Consider the following 24,934-nt stretch of genomic DNA (forward strand, 5'->3'; position numbering starts at 1 on the left):
ATTATCGCTTCACAAATCGCGTTTTATTAAAACTAAAGACGATTATTGCATGATGTTTTCTGCATGTAATTTATTAACCGGAACTGAAAGCCCAGTGTAGCAAGACTCATCTAAATTTTCTTACGTCAAACTCACGTTAAATTAGATTTTGAAGTTCTTCCCAGTGTTCTAATTTCAAAGACAAAACGGAATGAATTTTCGTTAGACGATTTCCGACATCAGCCAACTCTTCTGGTTTTGCGGTTCCGGATTGTAGAATATCCGTAAGACTACGTTCTTCTTTTTCCAACGACGTAATTTCCAATTCCAAAGTTTCCAGCTCTTTTTTTTGGCGAAAACTCATTCCCTTTTTATTTTTAGAAGTATCTGTTTCCCTTGGTTTAATTTCCAATTCCTTTTTTTCTTTTTGCTTATTTAGATAATTAGTATATTCTAAATATTCAGAATAATTACCTGGAAATTTTTCTATTATCCCTTCTCCCTGGAAAGTGAAAAGATAATCCACGGTTCGGTCCATAAAGTATCGATCATGAGAAACTACAAGGACACAACCGTCAAACTCAGCTAAAAATTCTTCCAAAACGGAAAGTGTTTTAATGTCTAAATCGTTCGTCGGCTCGTCTAAAATCAAAAAGTTAGGATTAGTCATCAAAATAGAAACGAGATAAAGTCTTCTTTTTTCTCCGCCAGATAAATTTTTGATATAACTACCTTGTGATCTAGTATCAAAAAGAAATAGTTCCAACATTTCGGCCGCACTTAAAACCCGATCGTCGTTCATTTTGATCGATACACCACATTCCTTTTTGATATATTCGATCACCCTCATATCACCCAAAAGTTCCTTGGAAATCTGATCGAAATAACCAAAATGTGTATTCATTCCTACACTTACGTCTCCGGAATCAGGTTTTTCCCGGCCTACGATCATATCCAAAAGAGTAGACTTTCCAACTCCGTTCGGTCCGACAATTCCGATTCGTTCTCCATTTTTAAACGTATAAGAAAAACCATATATAATTGGTTTATGATATTCTTTTCTAAGATTTTTTAGTTCTAAAATCTTTTTTCCGAGTTTTTTACCGGAAACGGAAAAATCCAAGACGATTTCTTTTCCTGCTTTTTTGCGATTTAACACCTCGAGGACCCGGTCGGTCCTGCCCTTTTGTTTAGTTCCTCTCGCCTTGGGTTGTCTGCGAAGCCATTCTAATTCCTTTTTAAGAAACTGCTTTTCTTTCTGTTCCGTTTTTTCACGGATCACTTCGGCCTCCGCTTTTTTTTCCAGATAAAACCCGAAATTCCCGGGAAACGAATTTAGATTTCCGTTTTCCAATTCCAAAATACGATCTGTTACTTCTTCCAAAAAATAACGATCATGGGTGACAAGTAAAATCGCTTTTTTAGTTTCAATCAGGTAGTCTTGAAGCCAAAGAATCGTTTCCACATCCAGATGATTGGTCGGTTCGTCTAACACAAGAAGATTGGATTCTTCGATTAGCGTTTGAACCAAAACTACTTTTTTAAACATTCCTCCGGACAAAGAGCCCATCTTTACGTTCAGGTCTAAAATCTCTAATTCCTTTAAAATAGATCGAAACCAAGACTCTAGCTCCCACGCTCCGAGTCTGTCCATTTCCTGCATCAAACGATTGTATTCTTTTTCAACTTCCGAGTCTCCTAAATCTAAACGCTCACAAATTGACTCGTAAGAACGAATCGTTTCCAAAATGGGACTTTGACTGGAAAAAATATGTTCTAAGATGGTATGATTTGGATTGAAGGAAGGTGACTGAGACAAAACCGCAATCTTTAGAATTTTATTCCTTAAGATCTGTCCGCTATCAGGAACTTCCATCCCTGCAAGCATTTTCAAAAGGGTAGTCTTACCGGAACCGTTGATTCCTAAAATTCCTATTTTTTCCCCTTCGTTAATTCCAAAACTGATTTGATCAAATAAAACCTTAGAACCGATCTCTTTGGAAATCTTATCGACAGAAATTAAATTCATAGGATGAATACTTCAGATTTCAAAGCACAAGGACAAGTGTTTTTAACCTTTGAATACAACTTGAAACTTAGTTCCTTTTTCTTTTCGGGAAGGAAGAAGAATAAACTTACCTCTCAATTGCCTTGCAAGAATTTCCACAAGTTTCAAACCCAAAGATTCGGATTTGTCTAAATCGAATTCTTCCGGCATACCGATTCCATTGTCTTCTACTTCTAATACCGATTCCAATACGTCCAATCTAAGATGTACCGAAATCAGTCCGTCCTTTCCATTAGAAAAAGCGTATTTTAAAGAATTAGTAGCAAGTTCGTTGACGATCAATCCCAATGGAATTGCTGTTTCGATAGAAACAAAATTCGGTTTGGAAGAAATTTTAAACTCTACTTTTTTTTCTTTTCCAAAAGAATGAAGAAGGCTAACCAACAAAGTATTTAGATAATCATAAAAATCAATTTTTGTAATATTCTCGGATTGATACAATTCCTTATGAATCAGAGCCATAGACTGAATTCTACGTTCACACTCCTTGAGAATACGAGAAATCCTTTCGTTCCCATAATGTTCCGATTGCAAACTCAAAAGACTCGCTACCACTTGTAAATTGTTCTTTACCCTGTGATGAATTTCTTTTAACATCACTTCTTTTTCTTCTAAAGTTTTTTTCAGTTTTTCTTCATCATATTTTCTTTCTGTAATGTCTCGAATGATTTGAGTCGCGCCGATCAAGTTATGAGAAGAATCTCGAATAGAACTATAACTAATTTCGAATATAACCGAATCCTGTACTAAACCTTGCATAACTCTTTCGGTAGTATATACTTCTCCTCGAAGTGCACGGCTCCAATTTTCGATGACCACACTCCTTTCCGCAGGATCCAAGATGAGTTCTGGAAGCAGATTTCCTTCCTCTATTTTTTTACCGTAGAGTTTCCAAAAACTAAGTTCAAAAGAAGAATTAAAAGCGATCACTCTAAAATGAATATCTACTGCACAAATTGCGTCCTTTGTACCTTCAATTACTCCAAGAAGTCTTTCCTGAGTGATTTTGAGTTTAGAACGAAGTCTTTCTAATTCCAGTTCAGCTCGTTTTCTAAAATTGATATTTTTGACTACTACTTGAAAATACTGAACTTCATTTTCAAAAAAAGCAGTGGCCGCCACTTCTACAAATAAGGTGGAACCGTCCTTTCGAATAAATTCTTCTTCGATGGCCTCGACTACCGTGCCCTCTTGGCTCATTTTCTGAATTCTTTCTTTTACAACACTTTGAGATCTTGGATGAACAAATTGAAGAACCGGTTTTCCGATCACTTCTTCGATAGAATCATAACCAAGCATCCGGATCAATGCATCGTTTGCTCTTAGAATTTTTCCTTCGGAATGAATCGCCAAACCATCCTGAGAAAGATCGAAAAAGAACTGATAGTGCTTAATTGAAATCGGCTCTATGGAACCCAAGTTTTCTATCCTACAATTGAGCATGCTTAGAAATTTGGAAGGAAAGTCAATCAAACCCGATAAATGTCCGAAATTATCAAAAGACTAAGATTTATGTCAAAATCGATCTTTCAAGAAATAATGGTTTTTTCAAGATTGAAAATTTCTATTTTGATTAGCATTTTCTAAAAAAATGATTTTTTTTGATTAGCATTCGATCATTTGAGAATATTCCTTTTCTTTGAAACACTTTTGCTATTATTTTGCTTGTTTCTGTTTTTAAAGCATAAATAATTTTCGATAATAAAAAAAATGACTTCCTTACCATCTAACTCCAATTTTCTAATTCTAAACTCCTCTGGAAAAGTAATCACATGGAACTTTTATAAACCACTTCAGGAATTTGGATCAAATTTAGGAAAGGAAATTCATCCCTCAGAATGGAATTGGGCAATTCCGAATTGTTGGACATCGGTTTGGAAGGAAGCCAAATCCCCTATAAAAAAAACTTCATTTTTAAAAGTAGGCTATATCACTCAAAGAAAAGAATCCTTAGATATAGAAGTCAAGATTGTATCTTTAGAAAATAATCATATTCTGCTTTTATTTTTTACAAATTTCGAATCCTATTTTTCAGAAACACCAAGTATTTTTCAGCAAGACTCAGAACTTCGTTCTACGATCTTTCAAAAATCTGCAAACGCAATCCTACTTTTAGATCCGGATAAAGATCTGATTCTTGAAATCAACCAGACCGCTAGTAAGTATTTTGAAATCCAAAACCAATCCGAAATTTTAAATCTTCCTTTTTCAAACTTACTGACTCAGGATTTTACTCATTCCGAATATACATCCAGAAAGAAGAAAATCTTGTCCGGAGAAACTCCTTCTTGGGACTTGGAATTTAAAACGTTTCGAGGTAAGAAATTTTGGGGAAACACCTCTTGTAGGATGATTTCCACTCATCTAAATAAAATCATTTTGGTTCAGATCAAAGACATTACAGAAAAAGTTAATACTCGAAAATCTCTTTTAGAACAAGCGGGAACCATCGCAGAACACGAGGCAAATCTAAACGCAATCATTGAAAATTCAGAAGCTATGATATGGTCTATAGATAAAAATTATAAATTACTTATATTCAATTCTCAATTCCAAAATGTAATGCAGGATTTTTATCACTCCGAAATTTCTACCGGTTTTAACTTATTTCAAAAAGAACTTCCCACGGAAATCGCAAAATATTGGAAAGAGTTTTATGATAGAGCCTTATCAGGCGAAAAAGTAAGCATAGCCAGAAAAAGACCAAATCAAGACGGAACTTTTGTTTTTAGCGAACTTTCTTTTCATCCTATACGAAACGCTGAATATGAAATTACCGGAGTCAGCGCTATTTCCGTAGACATTACAGATAAAAAATTAGCAGAAGAAAAATTCAGACTCTTATTCGAACGTTCAAGCGAACCTCATGTGTTGTATGATACTTCTGGAATTTTAGAATGTAACCCCGCGACCCTGAGAATGCTTCGATGTCCAGATAAAAAATTAGTTTTAGGAAAACATCCTATTCATTTTTCGGTAGAAACGAAAAAAGAAAAAACGAATGAACTAGAATCTATCGCTCTTGAAAAAGGTTCTTATACCTACGAATGGATCTATAAACGTTTTAACGGCGAAGAATTTTCGGTAGAAGTCACTTTAATTCCGATCGTCATCCATCAAAAAAGAGTTTTTCTTTCGGTTTGGCACGAAATTACGGAACGAAAAGTATATGAAGATTCTCTAAAGCAAGCTAAAGAAATAGCTGAAGCAACCTCCAAAGCAAAAACGGATTTTTTAGCAATGATGAGTCACGAGATCAGAACACCTCTCAACGGAGTTATCGGAACCGTAAGTCTTTTGGAAGGAACTTTTTTAAACGCAGAACAAAGAGAATACTTAGACATTATCAAATCGAGCGGACAAAATTTGCTCATTTTGTTAAACGACATTTTAGATCTTTCTAGGATCGAATCCGGACAACTCAAATTAGAGATACAACCTGTATCCCCTGAAAAACTTACAAATGAAGTGGTAAGCTTATTTCGTCCTATGGCTGAAGAAAAAGGTCTTGTGGTCGAATCCGAAATTTCTTCCAACGTTCCTAATTGGATCATTTCCGATCCGTATAGACTGAGACAGATACTAACCAATCTGATTGGAAACTCTATTAAGTTTACTGAAAAAGGAAAAATTCACCTAAGTGTAGAGGCCGAGAAATTTCCGAATGATAAACTTAGACTTATCTTTCATGTAAAAGATACTGGAATCGGTATCGCGGAAGAAAAGTTAGAACTTCTTTTCAGAGCGTTTAGTCAAGTAGATTCCTCCACTACTAGAAAATACGGAGGTTCAGGATTGGGTCTCACCATCAGTAAAAAGCTAGCAGAGTTGATGAAAGGAGAAATTACCGTAAAAAGTCAAGTAAACTTAGGTTCTGAATTTTCACTTTCCATCTTAACGGAAAAATTGGAATACGAAATTCCTGCAGGAATTCAAGAACTACATTCTAAAAACTTAGCGACTAGCGCGGTCATTTCCATTCAAGAATTCCACTTTAAAGAACAGATCAAGAAGTTCTGCGAGCGAAACGGTTTTTCAGTTAAGATGACTAGAACTGCCAAAGAAACAATTCGAATGATCGGTGAAGAAGAAAGAATCGGTGTGTTTCTTACCGATTTAAACTTTCCGGATATGAATTTACCCGAAATGTTAAACGAACTTAAAAAACAAAATCCCTCTCTAAAACTTACGATCATTCTTTTTATGGAAAAGGAACTCAAAGACTCCTATTATCTGGTCACCAACGGCCTATTCAATAGACCTGGGTTTCAAATTTTTATGATGTTCAAACCGATTCTTTTAGAAGAACTCAGTAAAAATTTCGAAAAAGCATTTCCAATTAAAGTTCTTAAAAAAGAAAAACAAAATGAAAATAAAAAACTTCTCTCCGAAAAGATTCCGCTTCAAATTCTTTTAGTAGAAGACAACGTAATCAATCAAAAGATCGCCCTTAGGCTTCTTATAAAATTGGGATATAACGCAGACAGCGCGTTAAACGGTTTAGAAGCAATCGAAAAACTGAAAACAAAAAATTACGATTTGATCTTTATGGATATTCAGATGCCGGAAATAGATGGATATCAAACTACGTTTCAAATCAGAAAGGATTTTGAAAAATCAAAACCAGTGATCGTAGCAATGACGGCTAACGCGATGGAAGGAGATAAGGAAAAATGTTTAGAGGCCGGTATGAACGCCTATATCTCTAAACCGATCCAGATTCAAGACATAGAATCCACAATCGTTCTTTTATTTCAGTCTTAAAGTAAATTTAGGAATTTGAATTTATATTCATCCAAACTCCTTTGAATTTTAGAAATATGGTTTTAAAAAATCAAATCGTATATCTTTTTCTAAGTTCTCTCGCATAGGCTAAATCGTGAGTTAACATTCTCAAACGTTTCGCCAAAAAATGAGAAATCGCTTGGTAAAATTTTAACGAAGCATTAGAATCCTTTTCAAAAACTGCTTTTAAATGATCGTAAGGAATTCTTAAAAGTTCAGATCTTTCCATCGCTTCTACGGATGCCGAACGTTTACCAGGATCTAAAAACGGCAATTCGCCAAAATGATCCCCCGTCGCAATCGTAGTCACGTTGACGTCGTCCCCTTTTTCGGTGGAAGTAAGTACTTTTAGAGTTCCGTAAATCACTACGAAAAAGGCTTTCGCTTCGTTTCCTTCATGAAAAATCGAATCGCCCTGTTCGTAAACTTTATATTCCGTTTTCTCTGCAATAGAACTTAATTCGTCTTCCGTAAAATTGGAGAAAAGATAAATCTGTTTTAAAATTTCTTCTTTCGTATGTTGCATAGTATTCTCGAAATGTGAATGTAAATCTCAGTTTAAATAAATGCAAGCAGGTTAGATGTATCGATATACAAAAATGTCCTCGCATTTTTAGACGGGAATACCATTCGTTTTTGAATTTAAGCACGTCCCAATCGATTTTTATATAAATTTTCTTATCAAAGATTCGTCCAAAAACTAAAATTCCTGTTCAGAAAATAAAACCATTTGTGTTTCGAACAAGTAGAATTTCTCAAACCCAAATAATTCGACCTGAAGTTGTTTAATCGTCAAAATCCGTTAGACGAAATACGAATATCTTGGATCGTAAAATCATAATTATTTACAAAAAATTTGAAAACTAACTACGATTTTTTACGAAATGTATAGATATAGATCTCACCCATTTGAAATTTATGACTTTTTTGAACAAACTTACAATTTATTTTTGTAAAAAAAGAAACAAACATATAATTAAGAATATTATAATACGTGTTGAGCTTCTATTTCTTTATAATTCAATTAGATCCAAAATAAAAAATCGTGGACATATTTCAATTAAAACTGAAATACAAAAGAATGAAAAGTTTCCATTCTTTTTCAAATCCAAAATCGATCCAAATTCCAATCGGAAATTCTCAAGTTATAGCGGCTGAAATTTTTGGAAAATTTCCTATTTCTAAAAATTCCCTTTCTCCAGTAGTCTGTATTCACGGTCTTACAGGAAATCTTAAAAATTTCACTCCTCTTGCAAAAGACTTAGTCAAACAAGGCCTTACAATAATCACATATGACCTGAGAGGTAGAGGCCAATCTTCTAAACCACAAATCCAATATTCTCAAGAATTACATGCAAAAGATCTAAAATATTTATTAGATTTCCTAAAGATTGAAAAAGCAAATTTACTCGCACATTCTTTAGGTTGTTGGATTTCTCTCGCGTTCGGAAAAAACTACCCAGAAAGAACGGATAAAATTTGTCTGATAGATGGAGGAGGACAACTTTCTTTCAAAAGAAAATTTTCTAGTTTACTCATGATCCAAGAATCTCTGCAACGTCTAGGAAAATCATTTCCATCCAGAGAAACGTATTTAGAACTCGCTAAAAAATCTCCAATTTTCAGTTCTTGGAACAAATACATAGAGGATTTTCTAAACTATGAATTAGAAGAAATTAACGAAAACGATTCCGTTCAATACAAATGCAATATTCCGATTTACGTGATCGATTCTGAATTAAAAAGTATGGGGGGCGCGTTCAAACCTTGGCATATTCCATTCCAAATTTTACGCAGACCAATTGCAAGCTTTAGAATATTCAATAAAAATAAAATACTTCCCTATTCTAAAATCCATTCTCCGGTTCTCGTAATTCGGGCCGGAAAATATAATTTTCGGAAAGGAGACGAACTACTCCCAGACGCTGCGATCAACATTTTTAAGAAAAAACTAAAAAAAATTGTGTTTCTTACCTTACCAGATAAAAATCACTACGAAGCAATCCTTCTTCCGGATTTAAAAAGGGACGAAACCATTTCTTGGTTTTTTTCTAAGTTTCAATGACCTTTGATTCGTCTCTAATATACTGGAAACAAATTATTTCTAATATAAAATCTACGTTATCCTTCGCATATAGGATAAAATCACCTATTCGTTTTCATTTTCATTTTCTTCTTCAAATAACAATATTTTTTTTAACGCCCAATTGTAAAAAGGATACGTTATGAATCGCTTCTATATTATTCTCTTTCTATTTCAAACCAAAGTTTATTCCTAATGAAAATTAATACTAAGGATAAAAATCGAGTTTGGCTCAAACAAACTTCGATTGCACAGGCGGATATTATGCCAACTGATCTTGCCTTAGATATTTTCTCGGATAACAGTGAAAAAAATCAACCTCCTATAATAAGAAAACATATCTATATGTTAGGTAACGCTAAGGATGCGGATGTAGACAAAGAAAGAAGTACTATCAATTCAGGAAATCAAAACGTTTACAGTTTATTTATACTCAGATACGATGCGAATAATGGCACCGAACATTTCGTTTCCCAATTAGGTGGAAAGTCTCCTCAATCTTATACTGGTAACTCCATAGCGGTAGAAAGGCGTAATCATCCCAAGAAATTGAATCTCTATGTAGTAGGAGATAGCAACGTAAATAATAGTACACAAGAAGTCGAAGAAGGACATTACGGAATTTTAGCTAATTTTAATATAACCGATAATGGAATTATTAACTCCGTAATAGTAAAAAATTTCGGCTCTGCTCAATTAGGAAAAATTACAAATATCAGCGCAATAAATATAGACCACACAAGACAAGCAGTCTATATCGCAGGAGAAACAAATGAAGATCTTACAGATAAAAATACTCGCCCCACCGGCGAAAAAGAAATATTTGTTTCTAAAATTTCTACCGAAAAGATTGGGCTGCAAAATTTAAACCACCAAAAGAACTGGATTTGGTTACACCAATTTGGATCTCTTAATTCAAGTATCTTAAATCCCACAATCGATTCAAATTTTCGGAATCTTTATCTTTGCGGCTCAGGAAGGGGATCACTAAATCAAATTCCATTTCAAGGAGAGTTAGATCAGTTTCTTATAAAATTCGACCTATTCCGGTAGATCAAATTTTCAAATAAAACTAACGTTTTACTTTTTAAATTGCAATCGATCTCTACTTCACAGTAAAATTGTATCTTCCTTCGTATAATCAGAAAGCGAGATCCAAGGTGATAACATCCAAATAAACCCAGATAATAAAATGAAAAAAAATCCAGCAAGCCAGCGGTTGTATTTTTTAGGGAAAATTAAATCTGAAGTTCCAGGTTCCGAAATCTTTCCGAGTGAATATCTCATATTCGATTCTTTAGAAATCATTTCCACTCCACTAACGTGAAGCACAGGAATCTTTAAATCGAGATAAGTTTTTAAAATTGAATCCGGCAAATCTATTGATTCTACTTCCGATAAAACGACTCCTTTAGGAATTTGTTTTTTACTCAAGCTGGTTCCGGAAGACACGGTCCCTCCCCCTATGTTGACATACAAAGAAACAGGTCTACTATTATATACGCTCATCCTTTTTAAAAGTGAATCCTCAAAAGAATCCGAAGACAAATACTTATAATCGTTTTTTAAAATAGAAGCCAAAATCAACTCTCTACCTTTTTGCCCAAGACCTATTCCTAAATCGGAAACGCCTCCAGTGGACATAAAAACAGATTTTTGGAATATTATTTTTTCTTTATATAATAAATTTTCAATTTCGGGCCATAGAAACTCAGGATCATTAGCCCCATATTGGGACGAAGCCGTGCTTGAAATCGAAATCACATTCAATTCCATAATATCCGCGGCAATCCAAAAAGCTATGTTCAACGCCGGAAAAGAACCAGAGATTCCAGCGGCAATCGTATCCCCTTTCTTTAACCCCGCCTCTTGGAAACGATCTACAAACCAAGCCCCAAAGTCAGGATGTATTGAAGTTTGTTTAGCCGAAAGTTTTCCGGCAGAACTAGTGACAGATGAAATTTCTGGACCAATCAAACCGGACAAATATGGATCCAATTTAGGATCGATTTGAATTTTTTTAGAGAGTTTTAATTCTTTGATTTTTAAAAATGCTTTGTACGTTTTTTGGCTTGCCTCGTATTTTTCTTTTAAGTTTGCAACCGACAAGACCAGCGGAAAAAATTCCAAAGCTGTAACAAATCCTATACTTACAACATTCAAAAAAAGAAGAACAAACCAAGTTTTGTTTTTTAAAAAACTATTCATAGAACAGAAATTTCGCCGAATAAAAAGATCAAAAACAAACGAACCAAAACGGAACAAATAAGAATCGCAGATAAGGTTTTAGGAACACCTTGTCTTTCAGCGGAAAGAGAGATCAATCCTGGGACAATATATCCTATCGTCTTAGATTCAAAATTGTTTTTAGATTCTAAAAAAAACTCTGCAATAAAATGAACACATCCTGAAATTAAAATAGAAAGAACCAAAATAAAAACAGTCTTTCTTTGACCAAAACTTAAAAACCAAAATTCGGAAATTCTATAAATACAAAGCGTCAGAACTGAACTCAAAATCAGAATCAGAATTAACCAAGGTTCTGATAAAAAAAGAGCCACGTAACCCGGAACCACCCAACCTCCAGGTTGAAGCCCGGTTTTTTCCCAAAGAAAAAAACCAAATAGAATACCAACTCCGATCGCTAACGTTAAGGTTTCCAATCTTTCTGCTCGACCACGTTTAGATCTGCGACCAACTTTTCCAACCAAATCCTTCCAGAGCCCTGATAGTTTCCAGCACCTATCCATAAATTGGATTTAGAAAAAATTTCTTCTAAATCGAATATAATATTTTTCTTATAAAAAATTAAATCCGCATTCCCTTTATATGCAGATCGAAATAGTTTTTGCCAAGAACCAAAAAAATAAATTTTTGAAAGATAAGAAAAATTCGTTAAAAATTTACCGAACTCAACAGTCCTAAACGGCCTTTCTCGTTTGGAATTAAAAACCAAGATTACGGAATCAAATCTATTACATTCTTTTTGGTCGGATCTTAAAATTTTTTCAAAGGAGACCACGTCGTTGGCAGCAAACGCAAATACAAACCTCTGACGTTTACCTTCTATTTCTTTTTCCAAAATTTTAAGCGCTCCCGAATCGGGAACCACATTTGATATTCCTCGCAAAATGGATTTAGAAGAAACGCCTAATTTTTCGCAGACCCGAACAGCTATTTCCACATTTTCGTAGTGTTCCGGATAACGTATGGACCGAAACGCAGTTTCAATTTGATTTTTAGAAAGTTCTGGTTCTGCAAGAATCAATTCTGTATTTTTTAAAGAAGCAGCTTCCAAAAGACTTAAATTTAATTTCGATTTTTGACTTGGATTCCAATTCGGTTTTAAATTTTCAGATACATAATGTTTTCCATATATTATAATTCCATTATTAGGAATTGTTTTTTTAAAACCTTCTAAAATTTTATCTTCTGTATCCGTCCATTCCCAGTGATCCGGACGAATATTTGTAATTACACCATGAGTGGCGCGTATCAATAGTTCTTCCGAATCTTTCTGGTACTGGGGTTGAACTGCCATACACTCCAAAACGATCGCTTGTGCGTTATTGTTTACTGCAAAACGAAGAAAAGATTTTTGTTCTTTGATAGAAATTTTATTTCTAAATATAAAACTTTCGCTTCGATTTGGAAATAAAAGACTGGCGGTAGATCCTGTAGTTTTTGCAAAAACTTTCCAACCCTCCTCCACTAAAATGGAATGAATCAATCTGGTTACGGAAGATTTTCCCCTGGTTCCGTTGACATGAATTCGAATCGGAATTCGTTTGAATATTTGGTCGTGTTTTTTTTTCTCTAAAAAAAGAAACGCACAAAAGACCAAAAATAAAAAACTTAAAATAGAAAAAGACATTTCAAAGGCTGGGGGAATCCAAAGCGATTAAAATCGCTGTTATATCGTCTTGTATTTTTTGCTGGCCTAAATGATCGATCAGTTTCTGTAAGATCGCCGGAATCGTTTCCTCCATAGGTTCAAGAAATTTTTTTGCCAAAATTTCTTGAACCGCAAATTCGCCAAATTGCTGTTTGTCGGAATTAAATTCCTCGTAAATTCCATCCGTAAATAAAAATAAACGATCTCCGTATTGATAACTTAGTTTAAAAACGTCGTATTGATTGTTCAGATCTAAACCAAGTAAGGACCCGGTTCGATCTAAACCCAAAACCAAATTCTCAGAAAGAAAAAATTGAGGAGGATGACCTCCGGAAGAATACACGATCTTTTTAGAAACGGTATCTATGTCGGCGAGAAAACAAGAAAAGAACATTCCTATATTTCCAAAGTTCTTGCAATATTGATAATTAAATTCCGTGAGAATATTTCCCGGATCTGCATCTTTTTTTTTGATCGATTCTAAAATTCCTTTGAGTGTCATCGTAAGAAGTGCGGCTTGTATACCGTGCCCTGTCGCATCCGCAATAAATACTCGTAATACTCCCGGACGGATTTCAAATAGATCGTAAAGGTCTCCTCCTACTTCCATCATTGGAAGATACGTGGAATGAATTTTAATTCCTGCAAAAGAAGGAATGTCCGGCAAAATTTCGGTCTGTAATTTTTTTGCAAGATTCAGTTCCTCTTTCATTCCTTTGTAATAATTAGCGAGCAATCTAGATCTTTGCCTGACTTTCTCTTCGAGTTTTTCTAGAAGTTCCTCTTTTTCACGATCCATCTTTTTTAAAGACTCGTTGGCTCGTTTCAATTCCATTAGAATTCTATGTTTTTCTGATATGTTTCGGATGACTATATGATAACGATAGTCTTCCACAGGTCCGGTGGTAGAAACAGAAATTTCGGAAATTAAAATTTTACCATCCTTTCGAGCCAAACGGATCGGCCCGAAAGGTTTTTGTCTTTTTTTATCAGGAAGTTTAGATACACCATTTAGAATTTTATAAAATCGATTTCGAATAGAAAAAGGAAGCAGACATTCTACTAAACTTCCAACCAATTCAGAAATGGGAAATCCAAACGTATTTTCGGTGGCCGGGTTTGCTAAAATGACTTTAAATTCTCTGTCTAAAGAAACAATCGAGTCTATCGCAGATTGAAACAGAATAGAATAACGGGGCTCGTAACTTTTCTGTTCTGATCGCCTGGAACCGGTCATATAGCGGATTTAAAAGGAGTCTATTAGGATGTGATCGTCCTCCTATAAAGTCAAGAATCTTTCAAATCGATTCTGGAAGATCCAGATAAAAGCGAGTCTCTCCGTTCCCACTTTCAAAAGAAAGTTCTCCGCCCATTTCGCGAGTTAAGTTATACGAAACCGTAAGTCCTAAACCAGTACCTTTTCCGATGTCCTTTGTAGTATAAAAAGGATCAAAAAGTTTATGTCTATTTTCTTCCGGAATACCGATTCCAGTATCCTCTATGACGGTGCGTATAAAATCCTTATTTTCTTTTTTCAATTTTTCCCAAGAAACTCTCACAACTCTTTTTTGGTTTGGGTCGGAATTACTTTCGATTGCATCTTTTGCATTTGTAAGTAAATTAAAATAAATCTTTCTCAACTTCCCAGCGGAACAAGCAGCAAAAATAGGGGCTTCCGAATCGGATACAACCGTTTCGATTTTTGATTTATCGATACAGGTTTTAATCACACCAAATGCGGAATCGAAAATAGGTTTAATATCATAAATTTTAATTTCTTCTTTTTCGATTCGAGTGAATGTAAGCATATCTTTCACGATTTCAGAAATTCGATTTCCTTCCCGTAAAATAATTCCTGCATATTTACGAAGAGGATTTCCGTTTTCGATACCGTTAACCATCATTTCAGCGTAGTTGATCACTCCCATCAGAGGATTGTTGATTTCATGTGCAACCCCAGCGGAAAGAGTTCCGATCGCATCTAATTTTTCTTTTTGAACCCAAGCCACGCTTGGTTTTTCCCAATTCTTCTCTGCTTCAGAAGTTTTTAGGGAATCAAATCTTACGGCTGGTTTATCAAAAATCTGAGGAACTTCTAAATAGGCAAAAATTCTCAACTCTTCGCGATCAAAAGCAAAGGAAACGGAACATTCTTTTTGAATCCCATCCTTTGTAAAAAGTAAAATAGAATGGGAAGGATTTTCATTCGGTAGATTCGTACAAGGCCAAAGGGATGGATCGGCAAAATGGAATTTTGCGTCTTTAAATTCGCAGATTTGATCCCAATTTAGAATTCCTTCTAGTTCTTCTTTTGAATAACCTATGGTTTTGCAAAAAGCAAAATTCACTTTTTGGATCAAAAGAGACGGCTCTAAAATACAAGCTGGTAAAGGGAAATTTTCAAAAAAATTGTAAGGCATCCAGTTCTAAGCTATCGAAGGCTTCTCCTTTCTGAAATAGATTAGAACTGGAAAGAGGACCGAATCCTATGTCAAAATTCGGTAAAATTTACTACAAAAGAAAAAAACTCAGTACACTTTCAATAATTCAACTTCAAAAATGAGAGTAGAGTTCGGAGGAATTGCAGCCCCGGCTCCTCTGGAACCATAACCTAATTCTGGAGGAATTGTAAGTTTGCGAATCCCACCTTCTTTCATTCCTCGAACTCCTCTGTCCCAACCTTTGATTACCTCCCCCGCTCCCAAATTGAAAGTAAAAGGGGTTTTTCTGTCTCTGGAACTATCAAATTTTTTACCGTTGGTCAGTGTTCCTACATAATGAACCGTAACGTTCGAACCTGAAAAGGCTTCTTTTCCAGTCCCGATACGAATCTCTTTGATGACTAAGTCTTCCGCAAATGTAGGAACTACTACAATGCAAAGAATCACTAAGATGAATATTAAACGTGTAAATTTCATTTTCCTCTTCCCCCGGTTCTTCTAACCCCACCAGATCCAGAAAAACCTCCAGTCTTTGCTTGGTTTCCTTGAATTTTACCGGAGGATCCTCCATTCTTTAGGGATTGTTTTCTTTCGAATTCTTTTTTTAATTCCTCGGAATCTACCACGGCGATTTGTTTTCCTTGGATTTCTTTTTTATTCAATCCCGCAATTGCTTTTGCTCCGGCGGAATCTTCCATTTCGACAGATCCATAAGATAAAGAACGGCCTGTGGTTTTATCTTTTTTAATATGCACTTCTTGAACGGTTCCGAATTCCGAAAAAATCTTTTTTAGTTCGTCTTCGGTCAGCTCCTGAGGCAGATTTCCTACTGATATCTTCATGATTTTTCCTTCTCGGGAATCAATTTGCAAAATCTAATTCTATTGAAAACTAAATTCCATCTGTATCGAAACAAAACGCTCAGATTCTATGTTCTTTATAAAAAAATTTCCAAGAAAACAGGAAACAAGAACATGGAATTGTGGCGGACTTTTTTCAACTCAACCCCGGTGAAATTCTTACCTTGGTCGAAAAAGCAGGTTATGAACCTTCGGGCCATTGTATGGCTCTCAATAGTTTAGAAAACAGAGTCTTTGATCTCAGACTAGAAAATGGCTCCCATATTATTTCTAAATTCTATCGCCCAGGCAGATGGAATCGGACACAAATCTTAGAAGAACATAAATTCTTACAAGACCTAAAAGAAGAAGAAATTCCGGTTTGTTCTCCTATCTTATTTCAAGATGGAAATAGCCTATCTTCGTTTCAGGAAAAAATATTCTATTCTTTTTGGCCCCGTATCGGTGGCAGATCCCCCGATGAACTGAGTCCCGAAAATCTAAAAATGATAGGAAGGCTTCTTGCCAGAATTCATAACGTAGGCCAATCCCAATCATTCAAACATAGGATCACACTCAATTCTAAAACCTATGGAACCGACCCACTAGAAAACTTACTCCAAGGAGAATGGATTCCTTCCAGTTGCAAAAAAGAATATTTAGAAACCACAAATCGAATTTTAGATTTATTCCAAGAAAGTATAAAATCGGTTCCATTGCATAGAATTCACGGAGACTGTCATAAAGGAAATCTACTCTTTGGAAAAGAAGGTTGGTTCTTTGTAGACTTCGACGATTGTCTGCAAGGCCCTGCGGTTCAAGACTTTTGGATGTTACTTTCCAAAGGAAAAGAAGCGCTTGCAGAAAGAGAATCTATTCTTTCTGGTTATAGAGAGTTTAGAGATTTTGACGACTCTTGGTTTGATCTAGTAGAAATTCTTAGAGCAATGAGATTTGTTCACTATTCCGCTTGGATTGCCAACCGGTTTCATTCCGACCCTTCGTTTCCAACCGCGTTTCCTCATTTTGCAGGAAACGAATATTGGGAAAAAGAAACCTTAGAACTAAAAGAACAACTGAATCTAATTCTAAATTTATCTGGAAGTAAAAATTTCTTTTCTGTTACAGAATCGATTTCAGAAGAAAAAGAACTTACCAATCGGGATTTTTTTTGGGATTTAGAAGACTAACCGATTGATTTTGTAACAGAAAAGTAATTTTTCAGTACTGATTCCAGACAAAATTTCAGTTGTCCGGTTTCTTAGATTCAAAAGACTCAAGAAGAACTCTAAACAAGAGTCAAAGCGAAAATTGTAGATTCTACAAAACAATAAACGGAAGCGTTCATGGACTTTTTTTTAATCATAGTCGTTCTCATGGCAATCCTAGGCGTAGGCGACCTCTTAGTAGGTGTCTCTAACGATGCGGTAAATTTTACCAACTCCGCCGTAGGTTCCAAAGCATCTTCAAAAAGAATCATTCTGATAGTTGCTGGAATTGGGATCATTTTAGGTGCCCTTTCTTCCAGCGGTATGATGGAAGTTGCCAGAAAAGGGATTTTTCATCCAAGCGGATTTGCACTACAAGATTTGATGTTCCTATTTTTAGCAGTTATGCTTACGGACATAGTACTTTTAGATCTTTACAACACTCTTGGACTTCCCACTTCTACTACGGTCTCCTTAGTATTCGAACTTTTAGGGGCAGCACTTGCAATCGCACTTTTAAAAACCGGTACTCTGCAAGGAGCATTTCAGATTATCAATTCTGAAAGCGCTCTTAAAATCATATTTGGAATCGTAACGAGTGTGATCGTAGCATTTTTTTCCGGAATCATTTTGCAATTCGTGTTCCGATTCATTTTTTCGTTCAACTTAAAGAATTCAATGAAATACTTTGGAGGACTTTTTGGAGGACTTTCCATTACTACCGTGATATTTTTCACTCTTTTATCTGCAATGAAAGGTTCCACGTTTATTCCTAAAGAAATCATAGATTATCTGAACAAAAATTTTACAAATATTCTTCTAATTAGTTTCGTAGGGTTTTCCGTTCTATTTCAAATTCTAGTATTATTAGAATGGAATATTCTAAAATTCTTAGTTTTAGTCGGAACTGGCTCTCTTGCAATGGCTTTTGCAAGTAACGACTTGGTCAATTTTATAGGAGTTCCTTTAGCAAGTTTTACTACTTGGACTTTGATCCAACAGACAGGAGGGGACGCTAGCATTTTAGCGACCGGACTTGCGGAAAGCGTTCAGACCCCGAACTTTATACTTTTAGGTGCGGCCTGTGTTATGCTCTTTTCACTTTGGTTTTCTAAAAAGGCAGAATCTGTCACACAAACCGAAGTCACCTTAGGCTCTCAAGGTGAAACATTAGAAAGTTTTAATACTAGTCTAGTAGCGCGTGTTTTTGTTCAAATCGCACTCGGAATCTACACTCCAATCAAAGCAATTCTTCCCGCAAAAGTACGTAGTTTTATCGGAAAACGTTTTGAACAAAAAAATTCCTTCGAAATCGTCAGAATGCACGAAACCGAGGCGTTCGATTTACTAAGAGCTTCCGTGAACATTCAAATTTCAAGTGCTCTGATTTTGATCGGAACTCTCTACAAACTTCCTTTATCCACTACATTCGTTACCTTTATGGTGGCGATGGGTACCTCTCTTACCGACGGGGCTTGGAACAAAGAAAATTCAGTAAATAGAGTCAGCGGAGTTCTTACCGTTGTGGGAGGTTGGTTTTTTACAGCCATTATCGCTTCTGCAACTGCTGGTTTAATTGGTTCCATTTTGTATATTTTTGGATTTTCTTCGGTAATCGTTTTAGTATTAGTTGCAGCACTTTTAATATTCCTTTTTGGAAGAATCCACAAAAAACGCCAAGAAGCTTACGACGAAAATCTAGAAAAATTAATCACTCTTAGAAAACATCCTGAAAGAGCTCTTTCCAGAACAATTTCGTCTATGCTTGCAAGTTTAAACGTAGCTCGAAAAGCTTTGAATAACGTTTGTGCAGGTTATATCAACGGTAAAAAGAAAAATTTCAAACAAACCCAAAAACTTCTTAAAGATTTAAAAAAGATGAGAGAAAACTCTCTTTCCAGTTTTTTATCAATTGCAAATAAATATTTAGAAGAAGAAGATCTTTCTTCGATTCATCCTATCACAGAATCTATCAATCACTTAGATAGAATTACAGAAAGCATTTGGAATATTCTTAGAACTTCTTCAAACGGTATCAGTTCCTTTCACGAAATTTCCAAAGATGAAAAAGAAGAAGTAAAGGAACTTAGAAAATCCGCTACCAATCTGATGGAACTAATTGCAGATTCCGACAAGTTTCCGGATCTTTTAGAAAAAGCCAGATCAGAAAAGAAAACCAAAAATTTAGAAAAGATCAAACAGAACATCTACAAAAGTCAAATGAAACGGATTAAAAAAGGAGATAGCAAACTCAAATCCAGCGTTTCCTACTTCGTGATCATAGACGAACTGATAGACATCAACGATAATCTTCTTTCTCTCGCGGAAGAATTGAGCGTGGCAATTCCTTGGACCGAAAGGAAAAAAATAGAATTACAAAGTAAATCTCTTCTCGCTTTTAAAGCAGAAGAAAAGAGAAAGAAGAAATAAATCTTTTTGTTCTGTCACGATTTACAAAAGTAAATCGTGACAAGATAAACCGATACAAAACCAAAACAATCTGTTTCGGATGAAAAACTTTTCTTTAGAAAAACCGCCTCGTTCCAAAAGAATGATGCGGTTTTTTTATAAACACAACTTGTATTTGTTTTTCTTTATTCTGATTGTGGAAACTTTACATTTTATAAAAGTTTTACTGTAAAATTAATGAGAAAACGACTTTACTGAGTTCTATAAAATTAAGTGCCGTAAACTTCCATTACAAAAACCTGTTTTAAAACAAAATACGAATACTTTATATATAGTTCTGAACATGAGATTTAAAATTTAAAGTCCAAGACCTTTCGTTGATTTTTAAGTTTGTAAATCTACCACAAAAGCTAATACCATTATACAAAATATGATAAAACTATCCTTGAAAGCTGATTACAAGAATATCAATCAGTGTAATACGAATTTTAATTTTGGTCGGAACTACTACTTTTAGGGCATTCCAATTAAATTCAAAAACAAAAATTTTCACATCGAATTCACATTATAATAATTTCGCTTAAACAGACCAATACTACATCAAGAATCGACGCATGGTCAATATATTGATACATTACAATAATAAAATATACTTAAAATAACTTGACCGGAGAGGAGAGCCCGGCCTGTGGTTGCACTTTATAAACTCACAGGAACGCTCATATATATTTTTGATTGGATAAATAAAAAACTTATTTTAAACTGAGTTCGTGTAAAAACACTATGTCGTTTTGTATTTAGACTTGTCTCAAAACCTCAAAGAATTATGATAATTCTTTAGAAATTTTTAATAAAATGTAGTAGTTCCTACAAACTAAGTCACATTGATCCATATTGAAGTTTAAAACAGATTTCCCCTACTAATGTTCATGTGGTAGTTCCCACATTTTAAGAATCGATTTGTAAAATTCAAATCCCAACTTTTTTCAGAAAAATGAATTCATTAAACCGAATTTATGTTAGAATAAAAAATCCTAGAAAGAGAAAGATGCTATTCGAAATCCAACTTTATAATAAAGATCAAAACAAATACGATCTAGAAATCGAAAGTATATTAAAAAAATCCTATATTGATGCTGGATTTACCGATCCGGAAATGGCCGAAAAAATCTTTGCATTAAAAAACGTAGAAAAATCTAAGTGGCAATTGCACAAACGGTGCGGTGATCAGTCGGAACTAATACAAACCCCTACCGACAATTTGCAGAAATCGACGAAGCGGAAATCAAAATATTTGGATTCCGGAAAGCTGCTCACAAACTTTATGAAAAGTTCAAATATTTTAGAAATCCTTCCAGAGACTGGATCCGAAATAATAGACAGTTTTAGGTTGATGAAAAAACATATAACCCATGATAATCGCCTATTCTTTAAATATTACAGATAATGATAGTTATATGTATGGCTCTGGTTCTAATCTATTTGAAACATTAACAAAATTGCATATTTGTTCGTCTTGTGGTTATAGAAAATCCTTAAACTGGGATAACCCTCTTTTTGAACTTAAAAAATCGTATTTTGACTTTTCATACACATATGACGGAATTTGTATCGTCTCTCAAAAAGTGAGAGATTTTATATTTAGATTTCATTATGAGAATGATATTGAGTTGGTTAAATTAAAAAACTTTTCGGACTTCTATACATTTCTGCCACGTCGATCGGTAGCATTTGACTCGGTTCGTAGAAAAACTAAATTCAAAAATTTATGCAAAGTTTGCGGTTTTTACGAATCCATAACAGGAGCCACACCCGTATTCTTAAAAGATGGCTTTATTCCACTATATAGAGGCTTTTATAAAACGGACTTACAATTCGGCTCCGGTAACGAAAAAAGTCCCATTCTACTTGTAAGTCCACAAACCAAAAAAGAATTGATTTCTGAAAAGTTTACCGGAATCACCTTTCAAGAAGTGAATCTTTAATTTTAGATTTAAGCGATCTTAGATTCTTTTTTGAGAATCAAAGTAGGAGCCACTCTGTTTGCGATCACTTCTGCAGTGATAATTACTTCTTCGATATCTTTACGAGAAGGGATATCAAACATCAAATCCAACATTATGTTTTCCACAATAGCGCGTAATCCTCTGGCACCGGATTCTCTTTTAATCGCTAGTTCTGCAATCTTATCAATCGCTTCGTCATGAAAAGTAAGTTTCACGTTTTCGAGTTCCAAAAGACGAGTATACTGTTTGAGAACTGAATTTTTAGGCTCACGAAAAATCTGCCGAAGCATATCCACATCCAACTCTTGCAAAGTAGCAACGATAGGAAGTCTTCCTATAAATTCCGGAATCAACCCGAACTTAATCAGATCTTCCGGAATCACTTGTCCCATCAAAGTATCCTTGTTTTCCGATTGAATTCTTTGTTCTTCGGAACCAAAACCAATCGTTTTAATCCCAGTTCTGGACTTGATGATATTAGGAAGATCTACAAAAGCTCCACCTAAAATGAATAGAATGTTTTTAGTATCTACTTGTAAATATTCCTGGTGCGGATGTTTTCTTCCACCTTGAGGAGGAACGTTAGCCACCGTTCCCTCGATAATTTTTAAAAGCGCCTGTTGTACACCTTCTCCGCTCACATCTCTAGTAATAGATGCGCTGTCCGATTTATGCGCAATCTTATCTACTTCGTCTATGTATATGATACCAATTTCTGCTTTTTTAATATCGTTGTCCGCATTTTGGATCAATTTGAGAATGATGTTTTCTACGTCCTCTCCCACATATCCGGCTTCCGTCAAAGCAGTAGCGTCCACAATCGCAAATGGAACTTTGATAATTCTGGCAAGAGTTTGAGCCAAAAGGGTTTTACCACTTCCGGTTGGTCCAATCAATAAAATATTCGATTTTTCGATTTCTACGTCTGACTTCTTTTCTTTGAGATTCACTCTTTTGTAATGGTTGTAAACCGCTACAGAAAGCGCTTTTTTTGCGTGATCTTGTCCGATCACGTACTGGTCCAAAATGGTCTTGATGTCCGCCGGACTTGGAACCTCGCTGAAAATTTCCGATTTTTCGTGGGAATGTTCGTGATCTTCTGCAATAATTTCATTACAAAGAGAAATACACTCGTCGCAAATATAAACACCCGGTCCAGCGACTAAACGTTTTACCGCATCCTGTTCCTTTCCGCAAAAAGAGCAGAATAGTTTTTGTTTACCGTTGTTTCCCGGTGTTTTCTTAGCCAAGTGGAAGCTCCTTTATTCAGTTTGTTTACGATCGATCTGAATTACTGTATCAATGATTCCGTAATTCTTCGCTTCTTCTGCTGTCATGTAAAAATTTCTTTCTGTATCTTTTTGAATCTGTTCCACACTTTTTCCTGTGTGTTTATGATAAATAGAATTGAGAATTTCTTTCAGCTTGAGTACCTCTCTTGCTTGGATCTCAATATCACTCGCCTGGCCAGTAGCTCCACCCATCGGTTGATGCATCATGATTCTTGAATTGGGAAGCGCAGAACGTTTTCCAGCCGCCCCTCCCGCAAGAAGTAAGGCCGCCATAGAAGAAGCCTGACCTAAACAAAGCGTTCTTACATCCGGTTTAATATACTGCATCGTGTCATAAATTGCAAGACCAGAAGAAACATATCCACCCGGAGAATTGAGATAAAGATAAATATCCCTTTCTGGATTTTCGGCTTCTAAAAACAACAATTGAGCCGTAATCACGTTTGCGTAGTCGTCGTTGATTGCATTCCCTAAAAATATGATTCTATCTTTTAAAAGCCGGGAAAATATATCGTACGATCTTTCTCCTCTACTCGTTTGTTCGATCACATACGGGATTACGCTCATGCTTTCACTTCTTCCTTTTGGTTAAGATAATCTTTTATCTGCCCAATGTTCAATTTGTCAGTATATTTCTTTTCTACAAGACCAAAGAGTGTATTATCTATTTTTTTTGCGAAAAAATTCTCCCGATATTGTTCCATGAGTTTTCCTTTTTCCAGTTCTTTTTTAAGATCGGACAGTGAAATTTGATAACTTGATGCAAGTTTTTCTAAATCTGCATCAAAATCTTGCTCAGAATAAGAAATATTTTCGGTCTCTGCAATTTTTTGACGTGTAAAATAATGTTTAAGACGAGTTTCAGCCAATTTTTGAAAACTTTCTTGAATTTCCTTTATATCCTTTTGAACCATCTCCGCGTATTTTTCCATTGTAATATGAGGAAGTTTGAATTCATGAATCATATTGTGAAATACGTTTTCTGTTTCTTCTTTAAGATAAGATTCAGGGAAAACATATTTGGAATCGTCTATAATTTCTTTATAAATCTCGTCTAACTTTTTGTTTTTAACTCTATCTTCAAAACCTTCTTTCAAATTCTTACGAATTTTATCTTTGAGAACGTTTAAAGATTCAGAACCGTCAAACTCGGAAGCAAGATCATCGTCCACGGCGGGAAGTATGTTCGCATAAAGAGCCTTGATCGTAACAGAATATTCAAATGTCTTTCCTGCGACTTCATTTTGAGAATAGTCTTCCGGAAACTTATGTACAAACTCTTTTTTTTCTCCAGATTTCATTCCATAGAGATTTTCATCAAAACCTTTCAGATTATTTTCATGACCTAAATGATAATCGTTAGATGTATTACCTGGATTTTGAAGTTCCTGACCTTTTTCGCAAACCGTATATTCCATATCAATAATATCCCCGGACTCTGCAATCTGGCCTTCTTCTTTTAACTGTTTACGAGCGAGATCTTTACGAATCTTTTCTATTTCCTCGGAAACGTCTAAATCAGAAACGGAAACTTCTGGAAGTTTGATTTTTATTTTTTTATATTTTCCCAAATTGATTTCCGGAGTAGTTTCATAAACCGCAGTAGCGATCAAATTTTTACCCGGTTGATAATCTTGAATTTCAAATTTAGGAAATCGAATCATTGGATGTTCCAACTTCGAAAGAATAGAAGTCATTCCGTCTACGATCAAAGTATTGATCGCATCACTTGCCACACTATCACCTAAATGACGTTTGACCATGTTAAGAGGAGCTTTTCCCGGACGAAAGCCTGGAATTTTTACTTTTTTTTGTTTTTCCTCATACGTTCTATCAAAAGCTTTTTCTATGTCAGAAGCTTCGAATGTAAGTTTAATATCAACGGTAGCGTTAGAATTTTTTTTTGTTTTATAATCCATGAATCGACCT

The 24,934-nt window shown here is 35.1% G+C and carries 20 protein-coding genes; 7 read left to right on the plus strand and 13 right to left on the minus strand.

Annotated elements, in window-relative coordinates:
* Window positions 1–136: 136 nt before the first annotated feature.
* Both LEP1GSC059_RS14225 and LEP1GSC059_RS14230 read right to left on the minus strand, forming a co-directional pair.
* Window positions 137–2,008 carry an ABC-F family ATP-binding cassette domain-containing protein gene (locus LEP1GSC059_RS14225; protein WP_020980959.1) on the minus strand — a complete coding sequence of 624 codons (1,872 nt, stop codon included), beginning with the start codon at window positions 2,006–2,008 and terminating at the stop codon, window positions 137–139.
* A gap of 42 nt (window positions 2,009–2,050) precedes the next feature.
* Entirely contained in the window at window positions 2,051–3,475 is a 1,425-nt protein-coding gene (locus LEP1GSC059_RS14230) for a sensor histidine kinase (protein WP_420323979.1), read from the minus strand.
* 282 nt (window positions 3,476–3,757) lie between these two features.
* Between LEP1GSC059_RS14230 and LEP1GSC059_RS14235 the strand changes: the two genes are divergently transcribed.
* A complete protein-coding gene (locus LEP1GSC059_RS14235) occupies window positions 3,758–6,811 on the plus strand; it encodes a PAS domain-containing hybrid sensor histidine kinase/response regulator (RefSeq protein ID WP_020980971.1) in 3,054 nt (1,017 codons plus the stop codon).
* 70 nt (window positions 6,812–6,881) lie between these two features.
* Here the strand turns inward: LEP1GSC059_RS14235 and LEP1GSC059_RS14240 are convergent, their stop codons facing one another.
* A complete protein-coding gene (locus tag LEP1GSC059_RS14240; protein WP_001164880.1) occupies window positions 6,882–7,358 on the minus strand; it encodes a cyclic nucleotide-binding domain-containing protein in 477 nt (158 codons plus the stop codon).
* A 555-nt stretch (window positions 7,359–7,913) separates the two neighbouring features.
* Here LEP1GSC059_RS14240 and LEP1GSC059_RS14245 point away from each other — a divergent pair.
* Window positions 7,914–8,897, plus strand: a complete 984-nt coding sequence (locus tag LEP1GSC059_RS14245; RefSeq protein WP_017214364.1) for an alpha/beta hydrolase — start codon at window positions 7,914–7,916, stop codon at window positions 8,895–8,897.
* A gap of 213 nt (window positions 8,898–9,110) precedes the next feature.
* Window positions 9,111–9,968, plus strand: a complete 858-nt coding sequence (locus LEP1GSC059_RS23740; RefSeq protein ID WP_017214365.1) for a hypothetical protein — start codon at window positions 9,111–9,113, stop codon at window positions 9,966–9,968.
* A gap of 57 nt (window positions 9,969–10,025) precedes the next feature.
* On the opposite strand, the gene pgsW is transcribed toward LEP1GSC059_RS23740, so the two are convergent.
* The 7 genes from pgsW to LEP1GSC059_RS14285 form a co-directional block, all read right to left on the minus strand.
* Window positions 10,026–11,123: a poly-gamma-glutamate system protein gene (pgsW, locus tag LEP1GSC059_RS14255; protein ID WP_017214366.1), complete on the minus strand. Its 1,098-nt coding sequence runs from the start codon at window positions 11,121–11,123 to the stop codon at window positions 10,026–10,028.
* Window positions 11,120–11,578: a poly-gamma-glutamate biosynthesis protein PgsC gene (gene pgsC, locus LEP1GSC059_RS14260; RefSeq protein ID WP_017214367.1), complete on the minus strand. Its 459-nt coding sequence runs from the start codon at window positions 11,576–11,578 to the stop codon at window positions 11,120–11,122. The genes pgsW and pgsC overlap by 4 nt, the downstream gene beginning before the upstream one ends.
* Window positions 11,566–12,789, minus strand: coding sequence for a poly-gamma-glutamate synthase PgsB (pgsB, locus tag LEP1GSC059_RS14265; RefSeq protein WP_020980945.1), 1,224 nt, complete (start codon window positions 12,787–12,789; stop codon window positions 11,566–11,568). Before pgsB ends, pgsC begins: the two co-directional genes overlap by 13 nt.
* Window position 12,790: 1 nt before the next feature.
* A complete protein-coding gene (locus LEP1GSC059_RS14270) occupies window positions 12,791–14,047 on the minus strand; it encodes a SpoIIE family protein phosphatase (protein WP_002177552.1) in 1,257 nt (418 codons plus the stop codon).
* Window positions 14,048–14,108: 61 nt separating this feature from the next.
* A complete protein-coding gene (locus LEP1GSC059_RS14275; protein WP_017214369.1) occupies window positions 14,109–15,230 on the minus strand; it encodes a sensor histidine kinase in 1,122 nt (373 codons plus the stop codon).
* Window positions 15,231–15,338: 108 nt separating this feature from the next.
* Complete coding sequence (locus tag LEP1GSC059_RS14280; RefSeq protein WP_002177436.1) at window positions 15,339–15,728, minus strand: FKBP-type peptidyl-prolyl cis-trans isomerase; 390 nt, start codon at window positions 15,726–15,728, stop codon at window positions 15,339–15,341.
* On the minus strand, window positions 15,725–16,123 hold the full coding sequence (locus tag LEP1GSC059_RS14285; RefSeq protein WP_002177514.1) for an RNA recognition motif domain-containing protein: 399 nt from the start codon (window positions 16,121–16,123) through the stop codon (window positions 15,725–15,727). Before LEP1GSC059_RS14285 ends, LEP1GSC059_RS14280 begins: the two co-directional genes overlap by 4 nt.
* A gap of 110 nt (window positions 16,124–16,233) precedes the next feature.
* On the opposite strand from LEP1GSC059_RS14285, the gene LEP1GSC059_RS14290 reads away from it, so the two are divergent.
* From LEP1GSC059_RS14290 to LEP1GSC059_RS14305, 4 genes are all read left to right on the plus strand, one after another.
* The gene (locus LEP1GSC059_RS14290; protein WP_002177497.1) at window positions 16,234–17,280 is read left to right on the plus strand and encodes a serine/threonine protein kinase; all 1,047 of its coding nucleotides are present in this window, start codon (window positions 16,234–16,236) and stop codon (window positions 17,278–17,280) included.
* A 156-nt stretch (window positions 17,281–17,436) separates the two neighbouring features.
* Window positions 17,437–19,728, plus strand: coding sequence for an inorganic phosphate transporter (locus tag LEP1GSC059_RS14295; RefSeq protein WP_002177427.1), 2,292 nt, complete (start codon window positions 17,437–17,439; stop codon window positions 19,726–19,728).
* A gap of 1,027 nt (window positions 19,729–20,755) precedes the next feature.
* Window positions 20,756–21,154: a hypothetical protein gene (locus LEP1GSC059_RS14300; protein WP_002177469.1), complete on the plus strand. Its 399-nt coding sequence runs from the start codon at window positions 20,756–20,758 to the stop codon at window positions 21,152–21,154.
* Between the two features lie 10 nt (window positions 21,155–21,164).
* Window positions 21,165–21,692: a hypothetical protein gene (locus tag LEP1GSC059_RS14305; RefSeq protein WP_051015939.1), complete on the plus strand. Its 528-nt coding sequence runs from the start codon at window positions 21,165–21,167 to the stop codon at window positions 21,690–21,692.
* Between the two features lie 8 nt (window positions 21,693–21,700).
* Here the strand turns inward: LEP1GSC059_RS14305 and clpX are convergent, their stop codons facing one another.
* From clpX to tig, 3 genes are read right to left on the minus strand one after another with little or no spacing between them, the layout of a single operon-like run.
* On the minus strand, window positions 21,701–22,963 hold the full coding sequence (gene clpX, locus LEP1GSC059_RS14310) for an ATP-dependent Clp protease ATP-binding subunit ClpX (RefSeq protein WP_017214373.1): 1,263 nt from the start codon (window positions 22,961–22,963) through the stop codon (window positions 21,701–21,703).
* Between the two features lie 12 nt (window positions 22,964–22,975).
* Window positions 22,976–23,572 (minus strand): ATP-dependent Clp endopeptidase proteolytic subunit ClpP, encoded by a 597-nt coding sequence (gene clpP / locus LEP1GSC059_RS14315; protein WP_002146840.1) that lies wholly within the window; start codon window positions 23,570–23,572, stop codon window positions 22,976–22,978.
* Entirely contained in the window at window positions 23,569–24,924 is a 1,356-nt protein-coding gene (tig, locus tag LEP1GSC059_RS14320; RefSeq protein ID WP_002177563.1) for a trigger factor, read from the minus strand. The genes clpP and tig overlap by 4 nt, the downstream gene beginning before the upstream one ends.
* Window positions 24,925–24,934 lie beyond the last annotated feature (10 nt).

It is taken from the genome of Leptospira noguchii serovar Panama str. CZ214 (genome assembly GCF_000306255.2).
GTDB classification, from domain to species: Bacteria; Spirochaetota; Leptospiria; order Leptospirales; family Leptospiraceae; genus Leptospira; species Leptospira noguchii.

Coding starts and splice junctions, on each gene's coding strand:
- LEP1GSC059_RS23740 (WP_017214365.1), top strand. CDS start 9,111: ATGAAAATTAATACTAAGGATAAAAATCGAGTTTGGCTCAAACAAACT.
- LEP1GSC059_RS14275 (WP_017214369.1), bottom strand. CDS start 15,230: ATGCCTTACAATTTTTTTGAAAATTTCCCTTTACCAGCTTGTATTTTA.
- LEP1GSC059_RS14240 (WP_001164880.1), bottom strand. CDS start 7,358: ATGCAACATACGAAAGAAGAAATTTTAAAACAGATTTATCTTTTCTCC.
- clpP (WP_002146840.1), bottom strand. CDS start 23,572: ATGAGCGTAATCCCGTATGTGATCGAACAAACGAGTAGAGGAGAAAGA.
- LEP1GSC059_RS14280 (WP_002177436.1), bottom strand. CDS start 15,728: ATGAAATTTACACGTTTAATATTCATCTTAGTGATTCTTTGCATTGTA.
- LEP1GSC059_RS14300 (WP_002177469.1), top strand. CDS start 20,756: ATGCTATTCGAAATCCAACTTTATAATAAAGATCAAAACAAATACGAT.
- LEP1GSC059_RS14235 (WP_020980971.1), top strand. CDS start 3,758: ATGACTTCCTTACCATCTAACTCCAATTTTCTAATTCTAAACTCCTCT.
- LEP1GSC059_RS14295 (WP_002177427.1), top strand. CDS start 17,437: ATGGACTTTTTTTTAATCATAGTCGTTCTCATGGCAATCCTAGGCGTA.
- tig (WP_002177563.1), bottom strand. CDS start 24,924: ATGGATTATAAAACAAAAAAAAATTCTAACGCTACCGTTGATATTAAA.
- pgsW (WP_017214366.1), bottom strand. CDS start 11,123: ATGAATAGTTTTTTAAAAAACAAAACTTGGTTTGTTCTTCTTTTTTTG.
- LEP1GSC059_RS14245 (WP_017214364.1), top strand. CDS start 7,914: ATGAAAAGTTTCCATTCTTTTTCAAATCCAAAATCGATCCAAATTCCA.
- LEP1GSC059_RS14270 (WP_002177552.1), bottom strand. CDS start 14,047: ATGACCGGTTCCAGGCGATCAGAACAGAAAAGTTACGAGCCCCGTTAT.
- LEP1GSC059_RS14225 (WP_020980959.1), bottom strand. CDS start 2,008: ATGAATTTAATTTCTGTCGATAAGATTTCCAAAGAGATCGGTTCTAAG.
- pgsB (WP_020980945.1), bottom strand. CDS start 12,789: ATGTCTTTTTCTATTTTAAGTTTTTTATTTTTGGTCTTTTGTGCGTTT.
- LEP1GSC059_RS14305 (WP_051015939.1), top strand. CDS start 21,165: ATGTATGGCTCTGGTTCTAATCTATTTGAAACATTAACAAAATTGCAT.